Genomic DNA, 16,701 nt, shown 5'->3' on the forward strand with positions numbered 1-16,701 from the left:
GACTATATCTAAAAATCAAGTAAAAAAGTAATGAAATTCACTTTGAAACAATCATCACGTCATCAATCGCAGAGGCTATGTAAATTCCAGAGTGTATCCAGTCGATCCACATTTCAAACTCAATTTTCACTTCCACATTCTGACCTTTCCATGGAGTTAAATCAATGCTTGCTTGATACCATCCAAGCCTCGCATGATTTGGCACTCCAGGATGATCATGAGCAACCGCTTTATTCACGTAATCCTCATAAACTTTTTTCCCGTTGATATAGACTCTAACATATTCCATTTTCACTGTCGTTTTTCCGTATGTATCACTCAATGATGCTCCCCAGTAGAACAGTAGTCCCGCTTTTGCGGCAGTGGAAGGAATTGAGATGGTCTTTTTTATGCTTGGATGCACGGTCTCCTTGGTGTTGTTTAGCAGATAGTATGCAGAGTAACCTCCTGCTTCGATTGAAGCATCCTGTGTTATGTTAAACAGATTAAGAGTCCACCCCTGCTCAGTTCCATCTTCAAAGTCAGCCAGGTCTGTTGCCCATTCTGTGGAGTTTCTGAAATCAATGATATTGGCCTCTATGTTCTCTGTAATCTCATCAATCTTCTGGGTGTATGAAGCATCTTTATAGAACTCGAATTTTACTCTAAAACTTTCTTCAACATCAGCTGTTGGAACACTCCTCTTTAATGTCATATATTTATCTGTGGTTCCAAATTCCGGCACGCTACCAAGATCTTCAGTTGTAGTCCCATCATCAAAAGTCCAGTTACCATTCGCGTCCTCAATAACCGCTCTGATGTAAACCAACTGAGGGGATTGATTCCTAAAACGTGCATATAATAGAGTGTTAAAATCCGTCAGGGTTGAAATCCCATATCTATCAATATACAGCTTTTTTGCAACATTAACACTTAAATCTGTAGTTGAACTCGGCATTTCACCACCCCACATACTCTCATACACTAAACTCAAACCGTGTTGAGCATCTTCCAGATAATACTATCAATCCTTGGCTTTGCAGGTCTGCATTCTGCTTCAATGCTAAATCCAAGAGGGACTGGCTTTGCAGGTCTGCCTGACTCCTATCAGCGATTAACAACAGTTTAAAATCTGAAATCTTCCCTCCACCAATTCCCCTCAGCTGCAGCATTTTCCTCACCTCAAATGTAGCTCAGATTCACGATCACTTTGTCGGTTAAGTTAGTTCCTTCCTTTGGCTCAATCACAACTTCAACCTCCTGCAGCGGCAGTTTTGGAATCGGCTGGATGAACACCTGGCCATTCAACCCTTTATAGAACTTATTCTTCCAGAACGGCCTCATGTCTTCCGGCTTCTTTAAACTCACGATAACATAATCATCGTTGCCGTGGCTTACCGTTATGGCGCAGATCCTGACCTTAGTCCCGAATTTCACCGGCTCTTTTGTTTTGCTGGCGTCTAATTCAACGAAAACATTATCAGCCGGCTCAAAGTAGGCATTAACGTTCATCTCACTCATTTTCTCAACCTCCCAAAGAGTTTTGCTAAAAGGATGACACCGAGAAGTGCAGCGAGAACCTTCAGCCAGTCCCGTTTTACCTTAGACACTTCCTGTTCCTGCCTCTTTGGGAGCCGTTTAGGGAGGACAATTTTTTCCGGTTGTTTTTCCCCGGCACTGCCTATCCCCGCTCCAGCTGGAAGCGGCAGGGTAAAGTCTATGAGATTCACGCCGCTCATTTCTTCATCCTCCTCAATTTCTCCTCGTACTTTCTAACTATTGCATAGGCCTTCCTCTTCTTCCCGGCGAGGTTCTTGCTACGCTTTATCACGGTCGTGCGGAGGAAGACCAAGCGCCTCATGGCTGTCCTGTATGGGATCCTGTGCCGCATGTAGTCTCTGATGATGGCCTCGCAGATGTCCCTGACCTCTCTGAGGCTGTCCAGGCCTTTCTTTCCCGTGTCCTTCACGCGCTTCCCGAGGTATATTCTCCGGCTCATTTCCTCATCACTCCATTAAACCTTCCTTCAAGCCTGCTGAGCCTCTCTTCGTGGTCAAACAGCCTCTTTTCACTCTTTGACATTCTGTCAAGGACGTCGTTTAGCATGGCCTCATTTGCTCTGATCCTGGATAACAAACCTATGAAAAAGACGAAGAACGTCCCTCCCAGCGAGACCATAACCTCCTCAGGAGTCATCATTTTACTTCACCCTCCTCATGAATCTGGCGAATGTTATCTGGAAGCCAAGCCATAAAATAAAGAGGATGAAGGCCTCAAAGATGACCTCGCTGTCGAGCTTCATGGAATCACCCCTCACCCCTCAAACAGAAAATCTGCTCCTCCTGATTGGAAGCGGCTGATACTTAAACACAGGTTTAGGTTTAACCAGCATTCCCCTTGCAGCCGCACTCCCGCCAATCCGTCTAAGCTTCTCAAGGAGAACCTTCTTTGGCATCGGATTTGCGGTGGAACCCGGCATTTTCACGTATTTTCTTGCGATGGCACTCCATCTTTCGGCTTCAGTCTTCACAATCCTGTTCCACTCCTTCGAGCCTTCTTTTAATCCCTTTAATCCCACTTCATGTTCCCTCTTTGTTTTTTCAAGTGCAGTCCTGTACTCTCCAATATCCAGTCCGAACTTGCTATCAAAGTACTGTCTCCCTGATTTCTCCATGGCCTCTTTGTAATCCTTATTTGTTGGAACGCTTACTGTAGGCTTAACGTTCTTTGGCAGGCTCCTGCCTTCTTTCCGCGCCTCTTCAAGCATTGCCTTGTAAATGCTCTCCTCAACATAATACGGCTTGCTCGGATTTTTTGAAGCTCTCTTCTCAAGAATCCCAAGAGTATCGTGAGGTGTTAATGGCCTGAAAAATCCATACTGTCTGATTTCATCAATGCTTTCCTTAACTCCTGAAATGCTCTCCTCAACTCCAGATATCACAGCCTCCAAACTCCCACCAAAGCGTTTAACCTGTTTATAAATCTTGTATCCAAAATAAGCAACTGCAATCCCTGCAATACCATAAACTGCAAGCTTTGCAATGTTCCCCCTTTCCCTGTAAGCCACGACAGCTGGCAGCATGCCAATCACCTCTTCCTCAAGACCTTTAGAATTACGATTAAGACTGCAAGTCCTGTAAGAAGCTTTAATGGTTTAAAAGAATTGTTGTAGGGAGAATACATCGGTCCGCCATATTTTTTAGTTATTATTTTGGGTGCTGGCATTGGTTTAAATCTTCTCTCTAAAATGTTTAAATCCTGTATATCCTTTAGCTCATCAAGCTTTATCTTACCTGTCATAAGTTTCTGTTTCAGCTCAGAACCCTTCATTTTTTGTTCTCTACCATTTTTGTATATAATCAACATGGTGTGGTTGAGACGACTGTTCAAAATCTTAACAACCTGAGATAACGATAAAGGCATGCCAATCACCTTCTTCTGCTCTTCTTCCTCCGGCTTTTCCTCCTCTTCCGGCTTCCCTTCCTCTTCCTCCTGTAAGCCATAACATCACCTCCTGAAAAGCAGATACAAAATCACCAGTCCACCGACGAGAAGAGGCCATACCCTACCTGCTGACCCCGAAGCATGTTTTGATGTGGAGTACTGTTTTGATATGGAGTAAGGATGGAGGTTCCTGTTAGCTCGCTTCAGCAGCACCGCTCCCGGAACCGCTCCTGCGATAACCCTGCCAGAGTACCTCCTGTGAGTGTACTCCGGGGGAGTCACCTTTTCAGGTTTTCTTTTGGCATGTATGAGTCTTACAGGCTTCATGACCGGAATTAAGCGTCCTCTAACCGGTATCGGCTTAGGCTCAGGCTTCCTGTGCCAGACCCTCAGAAGCTCCGGAGGCACCTCCCCCCTCTTAAGGTAAGACTCATACCTCCGCAGCTGAGCCTCCTTCCATTTCTCTCCAGCCGCACCAACCGTTTTGCTCCTGCGATAATTCTCAATGAACCTCTTAAAATGCTCCAAATCCTCCTTTGAAGCCATTCTCACCACCTGATTTTAGCCGCTGATTTCAGCAGACTGATTTAAGGAAAGAAAAGAGGTCAAAGGATAACCAGCTCGTGACTGAGGTATCTGATCTTTCCAGCAGCGCTCGTCTTTAGTGCAAGCTTAAAGAGTCCGCTCTCAGCATCACGGAGGTCAAAGCCTCCGGGTATGAGTTCTTTGTCGTAGTCAATGACCGTAACTCCTGTCAGCGGAGAGTCGAGGATGTACTCCACCTTATCAAGCTCCTGGCCGGTCTGCCAGTCAACCTTCATCAGCTCGGTTCTCCTCGGCCGGGTCTGGATTATCGCGTACTTGTCAACGATGTTAGCTCTCGCTCCGGTTGAGTCAGTGATTATGAGGAACCCCCTGAGAGAAATCGAACCGACCGGGATAGGCATTAAATCGGCCAGCTCGTTAAGCGTTGCAAAGCTCTTCTCCATCGTCCAGACCTTCGGCTCAACGAAGATGCCGCCGTAGTAGGCAACCCACTCGTTTGCATCCTCAAACACCTTCTTGTCCAGGGTAACGGTAACGCTTGCGTCGCTTATGCTGACGTTGTCGGTGACGCTCTTGTTGAAGCTTATGCTGAGGTTCAGCTGCTCTTTTGCCAATGCATGAATCTCACCCTCGCTGAGAACCAGGAGAAAGCTAACGTTAGCACTCCCGCCTGCAGGGACGCTTATACTATCAGTCGGCTTAACACTCTTTGCGGCTGTATCATAGTAGTTCATAATGGCCAGATCGAGACCGTTCAGACTGTACTTAATATCGTTCGCATCCCCCACAACCCTTATCTCCTCGATAGCCTTGAGGATGTCCTCCATGCTGACGGTGGCGGCGTTGGCCGTGTCGGAGTTGCTCAGCGTCAGGTTGAAGAGGAGTGATATCTTATCGATCACCCCGTTCCTCGGCAGGTCAATGCGCTTCTGGGTGAGGGTAATCTTCTCATCAAGGGTCTCCTTCATTTTCTGAACCATCCTTATCACCCTCACTTTATGTATTTCTTAACAAACTTGTCATAGATCACGAGTCCAACAACCACGCTTATGGTGTTCACGAGGAAGTCGCCGGTAAAGATCTCCTTCCAGTCCATCCCGCTCACCTCATCATCCCGTTTTGAGGCTGAGAAGCCTCGTAAAGAATAGAGCGCTTTTGATATTTAAGCTATGAACCAGAAATAGGAAGAAACCGACCGGAACGGGAGAATCAGGAAGAACTCTCCCGCTTCACCTGGTTGTAGAGGTACTTCACCACCATGCTCGGTGAGATGTGCTTCACGCTCACTCCAAGCTCCCTCGCCAGCTTCTCTCTCACCTTATCCAGAATCTCCATCGCCTCGCGGTCAAGGTAAACCCCCACCGGCCTCACCTCAAAACTTCTCTCATAAACTCTCCGGCTCTCAGGATTTTAACCTTTCTCCCGTCAAAACGATAAGTTTTAGTTGTTTCATCCCGCATTTGGACAATATGTCTCGTGTTTTCTGAGATGAGATACTCCACCTTCCTGGCATATGCAACATCAAAGAACTTGGCATCGTTTGGGTCTCCGAGTTTTTTAAGAAACTCCGGATCGCTGGAGAACCTCCTGCGAGGCCTAACAAAGACGCTCCTGCTCAACACAAGGGTGAGAATATAATCCGCAATGTTCGGTCTCCCAATTTCATCCCCGATACTGAGTACCTTCTCTTGCATCTCCTTGGAGATTTCCTTTGAGATAAAATTAGTGATGTTCCCAGTTCTCAAAGCCTTTAAGATCCTCCACGCCGGGGAAAGTTTTGGGTTTTTAGTTTTCAGTGCACTGATTAGAACTGAAGTGTCTAAAACAACCCTGATTCTACCGGACATCTCAGACAACTCCCAGCTCCTTCAGCTTCACCTCTATGCGCTTGAACTTCCTAAAACTCCTTTCTCCGATTTTTATCAATGTTTCAAGACTCTGCTTAACCGGCTCAGAATTCTCCAGTTCCCTCTCTATCTCTCGCTCCCACCGCTCCAGCTCCTCATCACTGATTCTCTTGGCCTTCTCTTCAATTTCTCTCATCCGCTGATGCATCTCGAAAAACCACACTACATCCTCCGGCTTCTCATGAATCTTTTTAGCAAGCTGAACAATCCACGCACTAATAGAACGCCTGGCCTTCTCATCGGTTTTCAGCATCATTTCAATAGCTCTCACATCAGACGCCATAACCTTTCCCCGTTTTCACCTTCTACGGCGTATTATAAAAGCCTAACGCAATCCATACAACCACGGCCAGACCAGCAACATATCCGATGAGGAACTCCACCACATCACCAACCGTCGCCACTGGAGCTTCCTTCTCACGGACCTCATAGACCGTGAAGATGACCAGCACCAGCAGGCCATAAACGAGGAGAAAGGCCGAAGCAAAGCCGAGGATAGAATGAAAAATCGAACGCTTATCATCATAAAGGTACAGCCTCGCCATGCTATCACCCGTAATGCCTCGTCATCCTCAGGACCAGCTCACGCTTTATGATACGGCTCTCATCAGGGGGAATGAACTCGACCAGGTCGTGCCTCCTCAACCTCGCATTCATCTCCTCAAAGCCGGGAATCATCTTCTTGAGGTAGAAAATATCGTTCGGCACGTAATGCTGAAAGATGAAGTGCCTCTGCGCCTGGCGGAAGAGCAGCTTAGGAAAGTCCGCGATGGACTGGGTAATCGCCACGGTATAAATCCTCGCATCCCTCCCCTCACGGAACAGCTGCTCCAGCTCCTCTCCAGGTGTCCTGCTCGAAGGGTTGTATCGGTGAGCCTCCTCAACGATGATAATCCTGTCCTTATCCCGCCTGAACAGCTCGTCCAGGATTGGCTTGTAGTAGCGATCGACCAGGCCTTTAACTCCCAGCCGGCTGATGGTCCCTCTCGTGGGAACCACGACCAGCTGATCAATCCTGACGACCCTTGAGAAATCATACCTCGCACCAGGCTTGATCTTAAGCAGCTTCACCCCTCTCAGTGCAACAAGGCCGAGGTGGTTCTTGACCTTGGTATCGAGAACGATGAACCTTCTCCCCTTCTCCCACGCCTGCTCCACCAGCCAGCCGGCGAAATAACTCTTCCCCGAGCCAGTGTTCCCATAAATAAGGTCAATGGACCAGGGAGGTAAATCCACGTCAAGGATCCCCACGAAATCACCCCGCCGCGATGTTCGCCTGAACCCTCTCCATCAGCTCGGTCTTCACTCTAACCCGCTCGACCATCTCCTCCCTCTTTTCCTCCCTGGCCTGCTCCTCCGCCTTCTTCCTTTCCTCCTTTTCCTCGGCCGCTTTCCTGGCCTTTGACTTGGTGGCCTCCTTGTAAGCCTTCCAGACCATCCTTGCATAGATTACCGTCGCACCGAGGCCGACTAAGCCGAGCAGTCTGGGACTCATCGTGATGGCCTGACCCTCAACCAGCTCCTCGTACCAGAAGAACACGTTCAGGCTCGGCTTTGCAACCTCATCCCAAAGCTCCGTATCAACCTCCGCGCCCGCCTGCCGAGCCTTCTTCACCAGCATGGACATGAGGGAATCAATTAGTATCGTTAAGCCATGCATTCTCTCGCGGTACTCGTCAATGTTCCTCATGAACTCCTCCTCGCTCATTAAACGCCTCTCCGCTGGCTCCTCCTCGGCCTCTTCAATCTCGACCTTCCCCAGCTCCTTAATCTCTTCCTCCAGCTCGCGCTCAAGCTCCGGCGAAACAATAAGCTCCTCAGTCACGTCCTTGCTCTCAGGAATGGTTTCATCACTCATTCTACCACCTCGTAGATGACGGTTACCCTAACCTTTCTCCTCTCGCCGAGAAGCATTATCAGCGTCTTCCTCCCCTTAATCTCCTTCACGGTTGCACCCTTGACCAGCTTCAGCGCCTCGATGATGTACTCCTGGCCGGCCTTCTCTGCAGTTTCCTTATCCACATCTTCGCCATACTTCCCGGTAATCTTCTCCTCGATGGCCTTGAGGTCCTCATCGAGGACGGCCTTAACTTCACTGAGGTAACCCCATATCTTGCTCAACCGAGCGCTCAGCATCGGATGAGTAAAAGCCGTCGTCAAAAGCTTGAGGTTCATCATCTCACCTTCCCCCAGCTATGTTCCTCCTCGCCCGCTCCAAAAACGGATTGGCCTGCTCATCATCCGGCAGGTCCTTCACCGCACCGAGGTTCCTCAACTGCCTCCACATCTCATCAAACCAGCCGACCTTATACAGGTAGTAGGCAAAGGCCAGGCCTCCAATGATGGCGTAAGCCTTCCAGCTCAGCCTCGGCAGAGGGACCTTAAGGCTCTTCACCCTTTCACCCTTCACCTTTTCACCCGGCTTGTCTCCCTGGTGAGCATGGGAGACTTTCCGGGATTCCTCCCGCTTCACCTCGACCTCACGGTTTTCAACCGGATTCACCCTTTCCCCTTCCTCTCTCTTCACCTCGTTTCCACTCTTCTCAACCTCTGCAGTAACCTCCTTGGCCGGCTCCTCCTTTTTTGCCTCGCGCCTCTTCCCGAGAATCCGCTCCTGCTCTTCCTGTGGAAGCTTCAGAAACTCCTCGTATGGCACAACACGCTTAGAACGGCAGACAGAACACTGAGGCTTTTTAGCCCGGCTCCAAAACTTGTTCCCGCATCTCATACACACGTAAAGCCTTCTCCCGCTCGCGTCCTCCACAAGTCTCACCACCCTTCACCTGATTTCACCAAAATTCACCGGGGGATTTTGGGTGAATCCCCCAATTTCACCCTCGCTCCCGAACTATTTAAGCACTGAACCAGAAATGTGAAGAACCGGGAGAAATCTCCCGGTTCACCAGAACCTCCACCACGGCCTGAGCTCTTTCTCCAAAGCCTTCCTCACCAAGTCGCTCACGCTCACGCCTCTCCTCTCAGCCTCACGCCTAACCCTCTCATAGAACTCAACCGGAACCCTCGCGGAAACGGTCTTAGTCCTCATCTCACTCACCTCACGCATTCAGCTTATACCTCCGGTTTTCAGTCTCTGTTATCTTCCCCATCATCTCAAGATCCCGCAGGACCTCAACCACCTTCTCCTTCGGATAACCCCTGTCAGTCAGCGACTGAACCACAGCATCCCACGGGACTCCATTCGGGAACAGCGACGAAAGCTCCCTCAACAGATCAATCATCCTCTCCCTCAGGTCCAGGACCTCGCTCGGAAGACCAACCTCAATGATGGTCAGATCATAATCATCCTTCTCAGGGTCATAGGCAATGGCCCTAATGGACGACTCGAACAGCTCAACCGCACGCTTGACATCCACAGCCTCAACAGTCTCACTCAGCCGAAGCTTCGCAAAAGCCTCAGCAATCCTCATCAATCCATTAAAATAACGCAGGTTGAGCGCAACCTTCCCCCCGCTGTACTTCCGCCTCAGCTCCTTGAAGCCGGCCTTAATAGCTCCTCTCGCCTCGGCCGAGAACCTCGGCTTCAGGCTGCGCGCATAGACAAAAAACTTCCTCAGCAGATCCTCCGGAATAGGTCCTGCGGCGCCAGCATCATTCACACTCATCACATAGTCTAGGACATCATCACCCTCCTGATAATCATCCAGAACAACAAATGCCAGGTCAAAACGGTTGAGGAGCGTTGGCGGAAAATCAATCTGCTCCACCACAGTCCTGTTCCTGTCGAACTTTCCACCCTTCGGGTTGGCCGTCGCCATCACCGTCGTGTCAATTCTCAACACCACGTTAATCCCGGCCTTGTTCACCGGGATAATCTGCTGCTCCAACGCAGTGTGCAGAGCCTTTCTCTCATCCTCCTTCATCTTATCCAGCTCATCAATGAGACAGACACCACCGCTCGCCAGCACAAGAGCACCTCCAACAATCATCCAGTCCCCCTTACTCACCTCATTCCTTCTCACCGTTGCCGTTAAACCAACCCCACTTGCACCAGGACCGGAAGTAAAAATTGCCTTCGGAGCAACCCTCTCCACAGCACGCAGAAGCTCGGTCTTCCCGCACCCCGGATCCCCAATGTAAAGAACATGCACATGACCACGAGGCTTCGCCTGCGTTGGAACACCCCCAACAATCGAGACAGCAGCTCCTAACTTTTCTCTCTCAAGACCATAAAGATCCGGTGCAATTGACGAGGCCACCACGAACGGCAGCTCATCCCCATACACCCTCACCAGGTTCCCCACCCGCTGCAGATCCTCCTCGCTCAACTCCTCCACCGACATGGCCCGGTCAAGAAACTCAATGTGATTCACATCCAGAACCCGCTCATAAATCGGCAGGTCATCCTTCTTGTACACCCGCTCCCTGATAATCGCCGTAAGCCTGACCCTCATACCCCCCTTCAGGAGACCGGCCTGCGGACCAATCACATAAGCCAGCTTCTCCTGAGGCTCTCCACCCTCCAGATCCTCAGGCGAATCCTGAACCTTGAAAAACTGGAAGTCCAGTTTATCACTCAGCTCCTCCATCAGCTCAACATTCCTCGAGCCACACGCCTCGCACTTCTTCGGCCTCACCAGCGGCCTGAGAGGACGCTGAACCCTCACCATCTCCTCACCGCAATCAAGACACACAAACACCGCCTTCCTGTAGAAAGACCTGACATTACTCACCCCAGTCACCAGACCTTTCACCTCAACCATCCTGCCAACATGCTCCGCACGAACATCAGCCGGCCGAAGCTTATCCAGAAGATTGGAAAAATGCACAGACCACTCCCTCCTGACCTCAACCATAAGATCCTCCTCAATGAACCGCCGGAGAGCATCATTGAAAGCACGCAAAGCCTCAACCGGCCTTTCCATGACAGCCTCAGCCAGCTGCGGAAGAACAGCATTAAGCTCCAACCAGTCCACAACAACGAAACTATCCTTAGACGTCATTAAAGCCTCAGAAACCCTGTCCCTGTAGAACTCCCTGAAAAACTTCCCTGCCAAAACCCTCAAATCCTCAAGGCTCTTAGCCTTCTCCTCCTCCAGCTCCCTCAGCCTAGCCTCAACCTGCAGGACATTAAGAATTTCCTCCACAGCCTCCGGCTTCAACTCATAGTACGTTATGCCGAGCTCCTTATCACGAACCTCGAGGACGTGAGATTTATCCTTTCTCAGCAGGGACAAAGCAACCCTGAGAGAACTTGAAGAATAGCCAAGGCTTGAGTTATACTGCTCCATCAGCTCCTTAAGCTTGGCCAATGATATCCTACCATGCCTCCAGAGAACATAGTAAGGTAAAGCATCACGGGGTCTCCCCAAGTTAAAGGCCTTTTGGATTATACTAAGAATTGCTCCAAACTGTTCCGAGGAAGATTCCAGTGTTCCACTCAGTTCCATGTGGTTTGGAACACTTATCTCGCTTTCTTTGGTTATTTTCTCGCCATGGAACTCCGGAACATTTTGCTCCATAACCTTATCTCTTTCACTCATTCTCGCTCACCTCGCGGGAAAAGTGTAAAATTTTTGCAAAGAAAAGAAATGGCCAACCTCACCGCCTCCCTAAGAGCTCTTTTTTAATGAAGTGCTCGACCATTCCGTACGATGAGAACCGCTGAGCCTTCTCCAGCGGGAGGAGGACAACCTTCCGGCCGTCCGTTAATTCCCGCCTGACGGCCAGGCCTTTCTCGACCCTCCAGACGAGCCACTTGACCCTGGTCTTCACGATGTAGTAAGCGGGAACGCCGAGGTAGAAGCTGAGGTCCTCAAGGAACGTGTACTGCGGTTCATCGAAGACTGCGTAGCCGTCGCTTTCACTGAGCTGGTATCTGCTCTTGACCTCAAGGAGAGCCAACGGCAGGCCGTTCTTGAAGTCCCAGAGGATTAAATCAATGTCAAAGAGGCCGATGCGCGTTACTCCATACTTTCTCTTTACCTCCTCGAGGAGGTCTGAGAACTCCCCGTGAGCATCGAAGCCGTGGAGCTGGTTGATGATGGCTGAAACCGTCTGCCTCCTCACGCGCCGGAGCTCTTGGCGGGTGGTTATGAGGTTTCGCCTGTCGCCTTCGGTCATGATGAATCACCTTCGTCATTGAGAATTGCCATCTTTGTGAGTGCTTTGAGCATGAGTGCAGCTATGACTGCTCCCCATTCGTTTTCCTCAATTGCCAGTTGGATTTCAAATTCGAGTATTGTTATCAACTCCTCAGCCTCTTCACGGCTTAGTCCTCTTCTCTGGAGTTTTTCAGTCAGCTCCCTCCTGCGTTGCACTATCTCGGGGGATAGGTGAGGTTTTGTGGTTTCTGTGAGTTCCAGAGGAAGAGAGATCTTACTATATGCTTCAGGACTAATGTAAAAGTAGCTCCGACCCTTGATTTCAATTGCATCGATTATCCCGAGAGCTTTCATGGCTCCAATCGCTCGTGCTGTAAGCAGGTCTCTCATTCTAAGCTCTCTTGCAAGTTCGTTGATTGTATAAGCCTCGTCTGGATGATTCAAGAGGAAGTTGAGCACTTTGGACATAGAGGTAACCAGTTCTTGAATTTGTTTTACTCTTAACATGGCAGCGTCTTTAATCTTAATCGGCATTTTGAACCCTCCCTAACTGAGTACTACTGCCTCCGGGAAGGCTCTCTTCACGAGGGTTAGGGAGCTGGCCGGGATGTGAAGCACAAGCTTAATCTTCTCATCCTCCAGCTCAATGTTCGCCACTTCCACCGGAATCAGAACCCTGAGTTCATCGACCTTCTCTAAAGCCTGGCTGAATTCCTTCAGCCGGCTGAGTTTGAAGTAGGTGATTAGGAGCGGCATGGCTTTCACCTCAGTGCTGCCTTGATTATCTCATTAGGAATTGGCTTGAGCAGCTCGGCTGCCTTGACGGACTTCATCCTGTGTGCTCTTTTTGGAGCGAGGCTGATGTCCATGACCTCCGCGTGGCCGTCTCCTGGCATCTTCCACGCTTTCTTCTCGAGATAAGTTTTGAGAAGCCACTGTTCATATGCTCTTTTTGCCTCTTCCCAGCTCCCGGCCTCTATGACAATCTCTTCAAAGACCAGCTGTTTCCCTTCATCGCGGATCTCAAAAAAACCGTAAGCCTTCATCCTCCAACCCTCCCGTAGTACCTGCGGACTGAAAAACGAGAAAAAGGAAAGCTCTGTTTGACGATAAATCTGGCTTTTTCCCTGGCCTCTTCTTCAGTCTTTGCGAAAATAACAAACCTCCTGTTCTTGTTGATGGTCAGCAGCCACGGCTTCATCACGGGAGGACGGCCTCGCCTGGTCATTCTCCACACTCCCCACTAAGAATATCATCAATGAATGACAGCACATCTGTGAGATCTGGGAAGAACTCCCAAGGCAGCATATCATTGATGATGGGTCCTTTGATGATCCAGAACTCCTCGTCCTCAAAGATTTCATGATCCCAGTACTTTGTTACTCTCTTCATTCTCCACCCTCCTCGCTCAGGAGTTTCAGCTTTCCCCTCCATTCCTCAACCCTGCCGTCCCTGATGTAAATCCAGCCGAGCCGTTCTGAAACCGGGAGGATGTTTATCAGCTTCTCGAATTCCTCAAGGCCGTCGATTGTTTCCTCCCACGGCTGGTTTGGGTCATCCACCGTCCAGATTTTGATGATGTGCTCACCGAGTTTGGTGTCGAGGTGGATGGCCGTGATGTTGTCGATGTTGTAGAGGTTGACGGTCCCGCTCTTTGAGTCCTCAATAACGAGCCAGCTCATGCATCATCCCTCCTTTGAGGTGGGTTTGAACGAATGAAAAGCTCGATATGGCTCTCGCTCCAGTCTCTAAGCCGTCTCGCAATTTCTGGATGGTAACCAAGTTCTCTTAGCTTCCTGTAGATTTCTCTCCTCTCTTCTTTGCTCCTCATTTCCTTGTACCAGATCGTAGCCATCATCTCACCACCTTATGTTGGTGTGCAACCTTCTTATGCACTGAACCAGAATTCTGGAGAATTCGGGAGAATTCTTCAGACGGCACGAACATGGCACCCTCGTCCAGCACCCAGTCGGCCTCCCTAAGCCTTCTCAAAGCCTCCCGCAAGGGAAGCTTACGGAGGTCGTAGATGGACACTACCTTCATGGCGGATCACCACGTGACAAATTTGCCAAAAATGACATTAATGTCATTGCTAATAACTGTTGTGGTAAAAATGTCGTCAATGTCGAATAAGTCAATATGACATTTATGTCATTATTACAAAACCGTTAGGTATTTATGTCAAAAATGACAAAATGCCTTAGGTGGTGATAGTGGCGAAAGTGGACGATGTGGAGATCGTTGGAAGAGTTAGTGCCAATGGAAGGATTGTTATACCGAAGGATATAAGGGATTTGTTGAATATTGAAGACGGAGACTTTGTTAGAATCACGATAAAAGAGGTCATTAAAGTCCCTAAGTCAGCCAAGAAGGCTCGTAAAAGTAAGTAAGGTATCATTTTTTGTTGTTTAGCTGTTTCTCCAACTTTTCAATTTTATCTTTTAAAATTAGATAATCTCTTCGTATCTCCCAAATTACCTGGAGAGTATATAACACGATCCCTGCAACAATGCCTCCGATTAGTGCTTGTAAGAGTAATATCCACCAAGCATATGACATGTAGACAGCTACCAAAAAATAGTTAAATACTTTGTGATGAGTTTCAAATATGAATGCAGTAACGCTTTTTATATATGCGCTTGCACTGATACTGTTTGCGATTGGGATAAAAATTGGAATAGAAGTTTCAAGAAAAGTTGACATTTATATCAAACGGATTTGCCTGTGGCATTATGTCATGTACAAAATTGAGGAGTACCAACTATATAAACTCATGTGGCAGTTATTATGGAATCATAGGAGGACTCCTGCCGAGGCCATTAAGAAGTCTAAGTCCAAGAAATCTTGACTTCTTTTTTCACAGCGTTAAGAAGATTGTGGCGGATACGGCTAAGTCGTGATTTTCTTTTTTAGTCGGGTTTGGTTTGTTTTTTGCGTTGTTCTTCTTCGAGTTGTTTTTTCTCGTACTCGTCGCCGAGGATTGCGCCGATTAGTCCTCCTAAGATTACGCCTCCGGGTCCGAGTAAGAGGCCGATGCTTCCACCTATGATGAGGCCTGCAAATGCTCCGCTTCCGGTCGTTTTTACCACCCTCCTTTTGTTAGTCATTTTTCATCAGCTCCTTTATGTGTTCTATGTCTTTTCTTATTTGTGTTATGTCTTTACCGAGTTGTCGGACGTACCAGAATGTGAGGCCGACTCCGGTTCCTAGGCCTGCAAAGGCTATGGTCTCGATTGTTATGTAAGGGGATAGATAGTTGTATTTTGATAGGATTGTGCCTAAGGCAACCGTAAATATTAGTTTAACACCGTTTTTTATGTTGGTTTTTAGAGTCTCTTCAGATTTTTCCACGTGAGTTTTTGGTGATGCCGTCACGTGAAAAACCCTCCAATGAGTATGGATGGCTGAGGATATTAAATTTTGTGGCGAATACGGCTAAGTCGTGATTTTTGTTTTTCTTGGGTTAAGTTTTTGTGGTGGTTCTCCTATTTTTTGATGGTGGTGGTATGGACGTTGGCACGGCAGCGGTGTTTGTCAGCGTTGTTGCAGTGTTTTTTGGCCTCTGGCAGATGAACAATAGCCTCAATGAAAGGCTGGATAGTTTTAATGCTCGGCTTGATGATTTAAGGAGGGATCTGGATAAGAAGATTGAGCGGGAGGTGGATAGTGTGAGAAGGGAGCTGAGTGCTCATATTGACAGGAATTATAATGAGTTGCTGGCGTTGAGGTCTGTTATTTTAGGTTCAAAGCTCTCTCAAGACGTTGTCTCATCTGCCTATAAGGAAGTTGTTGAAAGGAGTGGAGGTGCAGGGAATGGCTCTGACTCCTGAAGAGGAGAAAGAGTTCAAGGAGCTAATGAACAAGTTGAGGTATTATGGTCCTGAGAGTTTAACACCTGTTGAGCTTCAGAGGTTGAAGTATCTCCTTGAGAAGAAGGAGGGGATGGATCCTGACTTGAAGTTATTGGCTCTCATGGCTGTTGGAATGCTGTTGGGGTATATGCTTGCCAAGGGTTCAAAATGAGCGTGGCTGATACGGTTAAGTTGTGATTTTTGTTTTTCTTGGGTTAGGTTTTTGTGGTGGTTCTCCTATTTTTTGATGGTGTGGTGTGATTTATTTTTTCTCGGTTAGTGTTTTGAGGATGTAGGCGATGGCAAGTAGTAAGCCGAGAACAAGGAATAAGCCTTCTATGTCTCCTTCTTTTTCGTGTTTGGCTTTCTGTTCTTCGAGGAGTTTCTGGAGTTCTTCGGCTTCTTTTCTGGTTATTGTTCCTTTTCTGGCTTTTTCAATGAGTTCTTTGAATCTTTCCTCTCTTGATGGGTTTGGGTTTGAGAGTTTTCTTTTGTAGCGGGTTAGGTATTCTAGGCCAAAAGTGTTAATGATGTCTCTGGCGGAGAGTACGGCTTTTTCTAAAAGTATTTTGAGGAGGTTTGTTATTCCATATGCGGCATCTTCAAATTTTTCGTTTATTGTATCTTCAAGTCTTTTTATGTCTCTTTGAAAGTTTTCGATTGCTTTTTTGTTTTCTCCTATTTTTTCGCTTATTTCATAGAGTTTGGAGTGGGTTGTGAAGTAGTATGTGATTAGTCCGCCGATTCCTGCACTTGCTAAGGAGGTTATTATGATGGTGGTAATGTCTGTCATTTTTCCTCACCACTTGGTTTTTTGTTGGTTTTTGTGTTATTTCTGGTTTTCGGTTTATTGCTGGTAGAAACTTTTCCAAAAGCTTTTTTCTAAGAGCTGCAAATGTTTTTAAGCGTAAA

General features: G+C 48.1%; 36 protein-coding genes. 3 read left to right on the forward strand and 33 right to left on the reverse strand.

Annotated elements, in window-relative coordinates:
- Window positions 1–37: 37 nt before the first annotated feature.
- From ACYQ27_RS07970 to ACYQ27_RS08110, 29 genes are all read right to left on the reverse strand, one after another.
- Window positions 38–937, reverse strand: coding sequence for a hypothetical protein (locus ACYQ27_RS07970; RefSeq protein WP_460041421.1), 900 nt, complete (start codon window positions 935–937; stop codon window positions 38–40).
- 19 nt (window positions 938–956) lie between these two features.
- Window positions 957–1,151 carry a hypothetical protein gene (locus ACYQ27_RS07975; protein ID WP_460041422.1) on the reverse strand — a complete coding sequence of 65 codons (195 nt, stop codon included), beginning with the start codon at window positions 1,149–1,151 and terminating at the stop codon, window positions 957–959.
- A 10-nt stretch (window positions 1,152–1,161) separates the two neighbouring features.
- Entirely contained in the window at window positions 1,162–1,500 is a 339-nt protein-coding gene (locus ACYQ27_RS07980) for a hypothetical protein (RefSeq protein WP_460041423.1), read from the reverse strand.
- Entirely contained in the window at window positions 1,497–1,718 is a 222-nt protein-coding gene (locus ACYQ27_RS07985) for a hypothetical protein (RefSeq protein ID WP_460041424.1), read from the reverse strand. The genes ACYQ27_RS07980 and ACYQ27_RS07985 overlap by 4 nt, the downstream gene beginning before the upstream one ends.
- Window positions 1,715–1,978: a hypothetical protein gene (locus ACYQ27_RS07990; RefSeq protein WP_456395066.1), complete on the reverse strand. Its 264-nt coding sequence runs from the start codon at window positions 1,976–1,978 to the stop codon at window positions 1,715–1,717. The genes ACYQ27_RS07985 and ACYQ27_RS07990 overlap by 4 nt, the downstream gene beginning before the upstream one ends.
- Entirely contained in the window at window positions 1,975–2,178 is a 204-nt protein-coding gene (locus ACYQ27_RS07995) for a hypothetical protein (protein WP_460041425.1), read from the reverse strand. The genes ACYQ27_RS07990 and ACYQ27_RS07995 overlap by 4 nt, the downstream gene beginning before the upstream one ends.
- Window positions 2,179–2,299: 121 nt before the next feature.
- Window positions 2,300–3,061 (reverse strand): hypothetical protein, encoded by a 762-nt coding sequence (locus ACYQ27_RS08000; RefSeq protein WP_460041426.1) that lies wholly within the window; start codon window positions 3,059–3,061, stop codon window positions 2,300–2,302.
- 5 nt (window positions 3,062–3,066) lie between these two features.
- Complete coding sequence (locus ACYQ27_RS08005) at window positions 3,067–3,411, reverse strand: hypothetical protein (protein ID WP_460041427.1); 345 nt, start codon at window positions 3,409–3,411, stop codon at window positions 3,067–3,069.
- 75 nt (window positions 3,412–3,486) lie between these two features.
- Complete coding sequence (locus tag ACYQ27_RS08010; protein ID WP_460041428.1) at window positions 3,487–3,969, reverse strand: hypothetical protein; 483 nt, start codon at window positions 3,967–3,969, stop codon at window positions 3,487–3,489.
- A 59-nt stretch (window positions 3,970–4,028) separates the two neighbouring features.
- Complete coding sequence (locus ACYQ27_RS08015; RefSeq protein WP_460041429.1) at window positions 4,029–4,949, reverse strand: hypothetical protein; 921 nt, start codon at window positions 4,947–4,949, stop codon at window positions 4,029–4,031.
- A gap of 229 nt (window positions 4,950–5,178) precedes the next feature.
- Complete coding sequence (locus ACYQ27_RS08020; RefSeq protein ID WP_456395060.1) at window positions 5,179–5,331, reverse strand: hypothetical protein; 153 nt, start codon at window positions 5,329–5,331, stop codon at window positions 5,179–5,181.
- A gap of 5 nt (window positions 5,332–5,336) precedes the next feature.
- A complete protein-coding gene (locus ACYQ27_RS08025; protein WP_460041430.1) occupies window positions 5,337–5,816 on the reverse strand; it encodes a putative toxin-antitoxin system toxin component, PIN family in 480 nt (159 codons plus the stop codon).
- Between the two features lies 1 nt (window position 5,817).
- The gene (locus ACYQ27_RS08030) at window positions 5,818–6,132 is read right to left on the reverse strand and encodes a hypothetical protein (protein WP_460041431.1); all 315 of its coding nucleotides are present in this window, start codon (window positions 6,130–6,132) and stop codon (window positions 5,818–5,820) included.
- Between the two features lie 49 nt (window positions 6,133–6,181).
- Window positions 6,182–6,421: a hypothetical protein gene (locus tag ACYQ27_RS08035; RefSeq protein WP_460041432.1), complete on the reverse strand. Its 240-nt coding sequence runs from the start codon at window positions 6,419–6,421 to the stop codon at window positions 6,182–6,184.
- Window positions 6,422–6,425: 4 nt separating this feature from the next.
- On the reverse strand, window positions 6,426–7,127 hold the full coding sequence (locus tag ACYQ27_RS08040) for a helicase HerA domain-containing protein (RefSeq protein WP_460041433.1): 702 nt from the start codon (window positions 7,125–7,127) through the stop codon (window positions 6,426–6,428).
- Between the two features lie 4 nt (window positions 7,128–7,131).
- Window positions 7,132–7,734 (reverse strand): hypothetical protein, encoded by a 603-nt coding sequence (locus ACYQ27_RS08045; RefSeq protein WP_460041434.1) that lies wholly within the window; start codon window positions 7,732–7,734, stop codon window positions 7,132–7,134.
- A complete protein-coding gene (locus ACYQ27_RS08050; RefSeq protein ID WP_460041435.1) occupies window positions 7,731–8,051 on the reverse strand; it encodes a hypothetical protein in 321 nt (106 codons plus the stop codon). Before ACYQ27_RS08050 ends, ACYQ27_RS08045 begins: the two co-directional genes overlap by 4 nt.
- 4 nt (window positions 8,052–8,055) lie before the next feature.
- Window positions 8,056–8,649: a hypothetical protein gene (locus ACYQ27_RS08055; RefSeq protein ID WP_460041436.1), complete on the reverse strand. Its 594-nt coding sequence runs from the start codon at window positions 8,647–8,649 to the stop codon at window positions 8,056–8,058.
- A 126-nt stretch (window positions 8,650–8,775) separates the two neighbouring features.
- Entirely contained in the window at window positions 8,776–8,922 is a 147-nt protein-coding gene (locus ACYQ27_RS08060) for a YlcI/YnfO family protein (RefSeq protein WP_460041437.1), read from the reverse strand.
- Window positions 8,923–8,932: 10 nt separating this feature from the next.
- The gene (locus ACYQ27_RS08065) at window positions 8,933–11,377 is read right to left on the reverse strand and encodes an AAA family ATPase (protein ID WP_460041438.1); all 2,445 of its coding nucleotides are present in this window, start codon (window positions 11,375–11,377) and stop codon (window positions 8,933–8,935) included.
- A 58-nt stretch (window positions 11,378–11,435) separates the two neighbouring features.
- On the reverse strand, window positions 11,436–11,957 hold the full coding sequence (locus ACYQ27_RS08070) for a hypothetical protein (protein ID WP_460041439.1): 522 nt from the start codon (window positions 11,955–11,957) through the stop codon (window positions 11,436–11,438).
- A complete protein-coding gene (locus ACYQ27_RS08075) occupies window positions 11,954–12,472 on the reverse strand; it encodes a hypothetical protein (RefSeq protein ID WP_460041440.1) in 519 nt (172 codons plus the stop codon). Before ACYQ27_RS08075 ends, ACYQ27_RS08070 begins: the two co-directional genes overlap by 4 nt.
- A gap of 12 nt (window positions 12,473–12,484) precedes the next feature.
- Window positions 12,485–12,694: a hypothetical protein gene (locus ACYQ27_RS08080; protein WP_460041441.1), complete on the reverse strand. Its 210-nt coding sequence runs from the start codon at window positions 12,692–12,694 to the stop codon at window positions 12,485–12,487.
- A 5-nt stretch (window positions 12,695–12,699) separates the two neighbouring features.
- Window positions 12,700–12,984, reverse strand: coding sequence for a hypothetical protein (locus ACYQ27_RS08085; protein ID WP_460041442.1), 285 nt, complete (start codon window positions 12,982–12,984; stop codon window positions 12,700–12,702).
- Window positions 12,981–13,166, reverse strand: coding sequence for a hypothetical protein (locus tag ACYQ27_RS08090; protein ID WP_460041443.1), 186 nt, complete (start codon window positions 13,164–13,166; stop codon window positions 12,981–12,983). The genes ACYQ27_RS08085 and ACYQ27_RS08090 overlap by 4 nt, the downstream gene beginning before the upstream one ends.
- Window positions 13,163–13,330 carry a hypothetical protein gene (locus ACYQ27_RS08095; protein ID WP_460041444.1) on the reverse strand — a complete coding sequence of 56 codons (168 nt, stop codon included), beginning with the start codon at window positions 13,328–13,330 and terminating at the stop codon, window positions 13,163–13,165. The genes ACYQ27_RS08090 and ACYQ27_RS08095 overlap by 4 nt, the downstream gene beginning before the upstream one ends.
- Window positions 13,327–13,620: a hypothetical protein gene (locus ACYQ27_RS08100; RefSeq protein ID WP_460041445.1), complete on the reverse strand. Its 294-nt coding sequence runs from the start codon at window positions 13,618–13,620 to the stop codon at window positions 13,327–13,329. Before ACYQ27_RS08100 ends, ACYQ27_RS08095 begins: the two co-directional genes overlap by 4 nt.
- Window positions 13,617–13,796, reverse strand: coding sequence for a hypothetical protein (locus tag ACYQ27_RS08105; protein WP_460041446.1), 180 nt, complete (start codon window positions 13,794–13,796; stop codon window positions 13,617–13,619). The genes ACYQ27_RS08100 and ACYQ27_RS08105 overlap by 4 nt, the downstream gene beginning before the upstream one ends.
- A complete protein-coding gene (locus tag ACYQ27_RS08110; protein ID WP_460041447.1) occupies window positions 13,793–13,981 on the reverse strand; it encodes a hypothetical protein in 189 nt (62 codons plus the stop codon). The genes ACYQ27_RS08105 and ACYQ27_RS08110 overlap by 4 nt, the downstream gene beginning before the upstream one ends.
- Window positions 13,982–14,142: 161 nt before the next feature.
- On the opposite strand from ACYQ27_RS08110, the gene ACYQ27_RS08115 reads away from it, so the two are divergent.
- A complete protein-coding gene (locus tag ACYQ27_RS08115) occupies window positions 14,143–14,328 on the forward strand; it encodes an AbrB/MazE/SpoVT family DNA-binding domain-containing protein (protein ID WP_460041448.1) in 186 nt (61 codons plus the stop codon).
- A gap of 4 nt (window positions 14,329–14,332) precedes the next feature.
- Here ACYQ27_RS08115 and ACYQ27_RS08120 read toward each other — a convergent pair whose 3' ends face one another.
- The 3 genes from ACYQ27_RS08120 to ACYQ27_RS08130 all read right to left on the reverse strand — a co-directional run bounded on the left by ACYQ27_RS08120 (window position 14,333) and on the right by ACYQ27_RS08130 (window position 15,313).
- Window positions 14,333–14,497, reverse strand: coding sequence for a hypothetical protein (locus ACYQ27_RS08120; protein WP_460041449.1), 165 nt, complete (start codon window positions 14,495–14,497; stop codon window positions 14,333–14,335).
- A 350-nt stretch (window positions 14,498–14,847) separates the two neighbouring features.
- Complete coding sequence (locus ACYQ27_RS08125) at window positions 14,848–15,045, reverse strand: hypothetical protein (RefSeq protein WP_460041450.1); 198 nt, start codon at window positions 15,043–15,045, stop codon at window positions 14,848–14,850.
- A complete protein-coding gene (locus tag ACYQ27_RS08130; protein ID WP_460041451.1) occupies window positions 15,038–15,313 on the reverse strand; it encodes a hypothetical protein in 276 nt (91 codons plus the stop codon). The genes ACYQ27_RS08125 and ACYQ27_RS08130 overlap by 8 nt, the downstream gene beginning before the upstream one ends.
- A gap of 131 nt (window positions 15,314–15,444) precedes the next feature.
- On the opposite strand from ACYQ27_RS08130, the gene ACYQ27_RS08135 reads away from it, so the two are divergent.
- Together ACYQ27_RS08135 and ACYQ27_RS08140 are read left to right on the forward strand one after the other, a co-directional pair.
- Window positions 15,445–15,768, forward strand: coding sequence for a hypothetical protein (locus tag ACYQ27_RS08135; protein ID WP_460041452.1), 324 nt, complete (start codon window positions 15,445–15,447; stop codon window positions 15,766–15,768).
- A complete protein-coding gene (locus ACYQ27_RS08140) occupies window positions 15,752–15,961 on the forward strand; it encodes a hypothetical protein (RefSeq protein WP_460041453.1) in 210 nt (69 codons plus the stop codon). Before ACYQ27_RS08135 ends, ACYQ27_RS08140 begins: the two co-directional genes overlap by 17 nt.
- Before the next feature lie 90 nt (window positions 15,962–16,051).
- Here ACYQ27_RS08140 and ACYQ27_RS08145 read toward each other — a convergent pair whose 3' ends face one another.
- Window positions 16,052–16,582: a hypothetical protein gene (locus ACYQ27_RS08145; RefSeq protein ID WP_460041454.1), complete on the reverse strand. Its 531-nt coding sequence runs from the start codon at window positions 16,580–16,582 to the stop codon at window positions 16,052–16,054.
- Window positions 16,583–16,701 lie beyond the last annotated feature (119 nt).

This window comes from Thermococcus atlanticus, assembly GCF_054657855.1.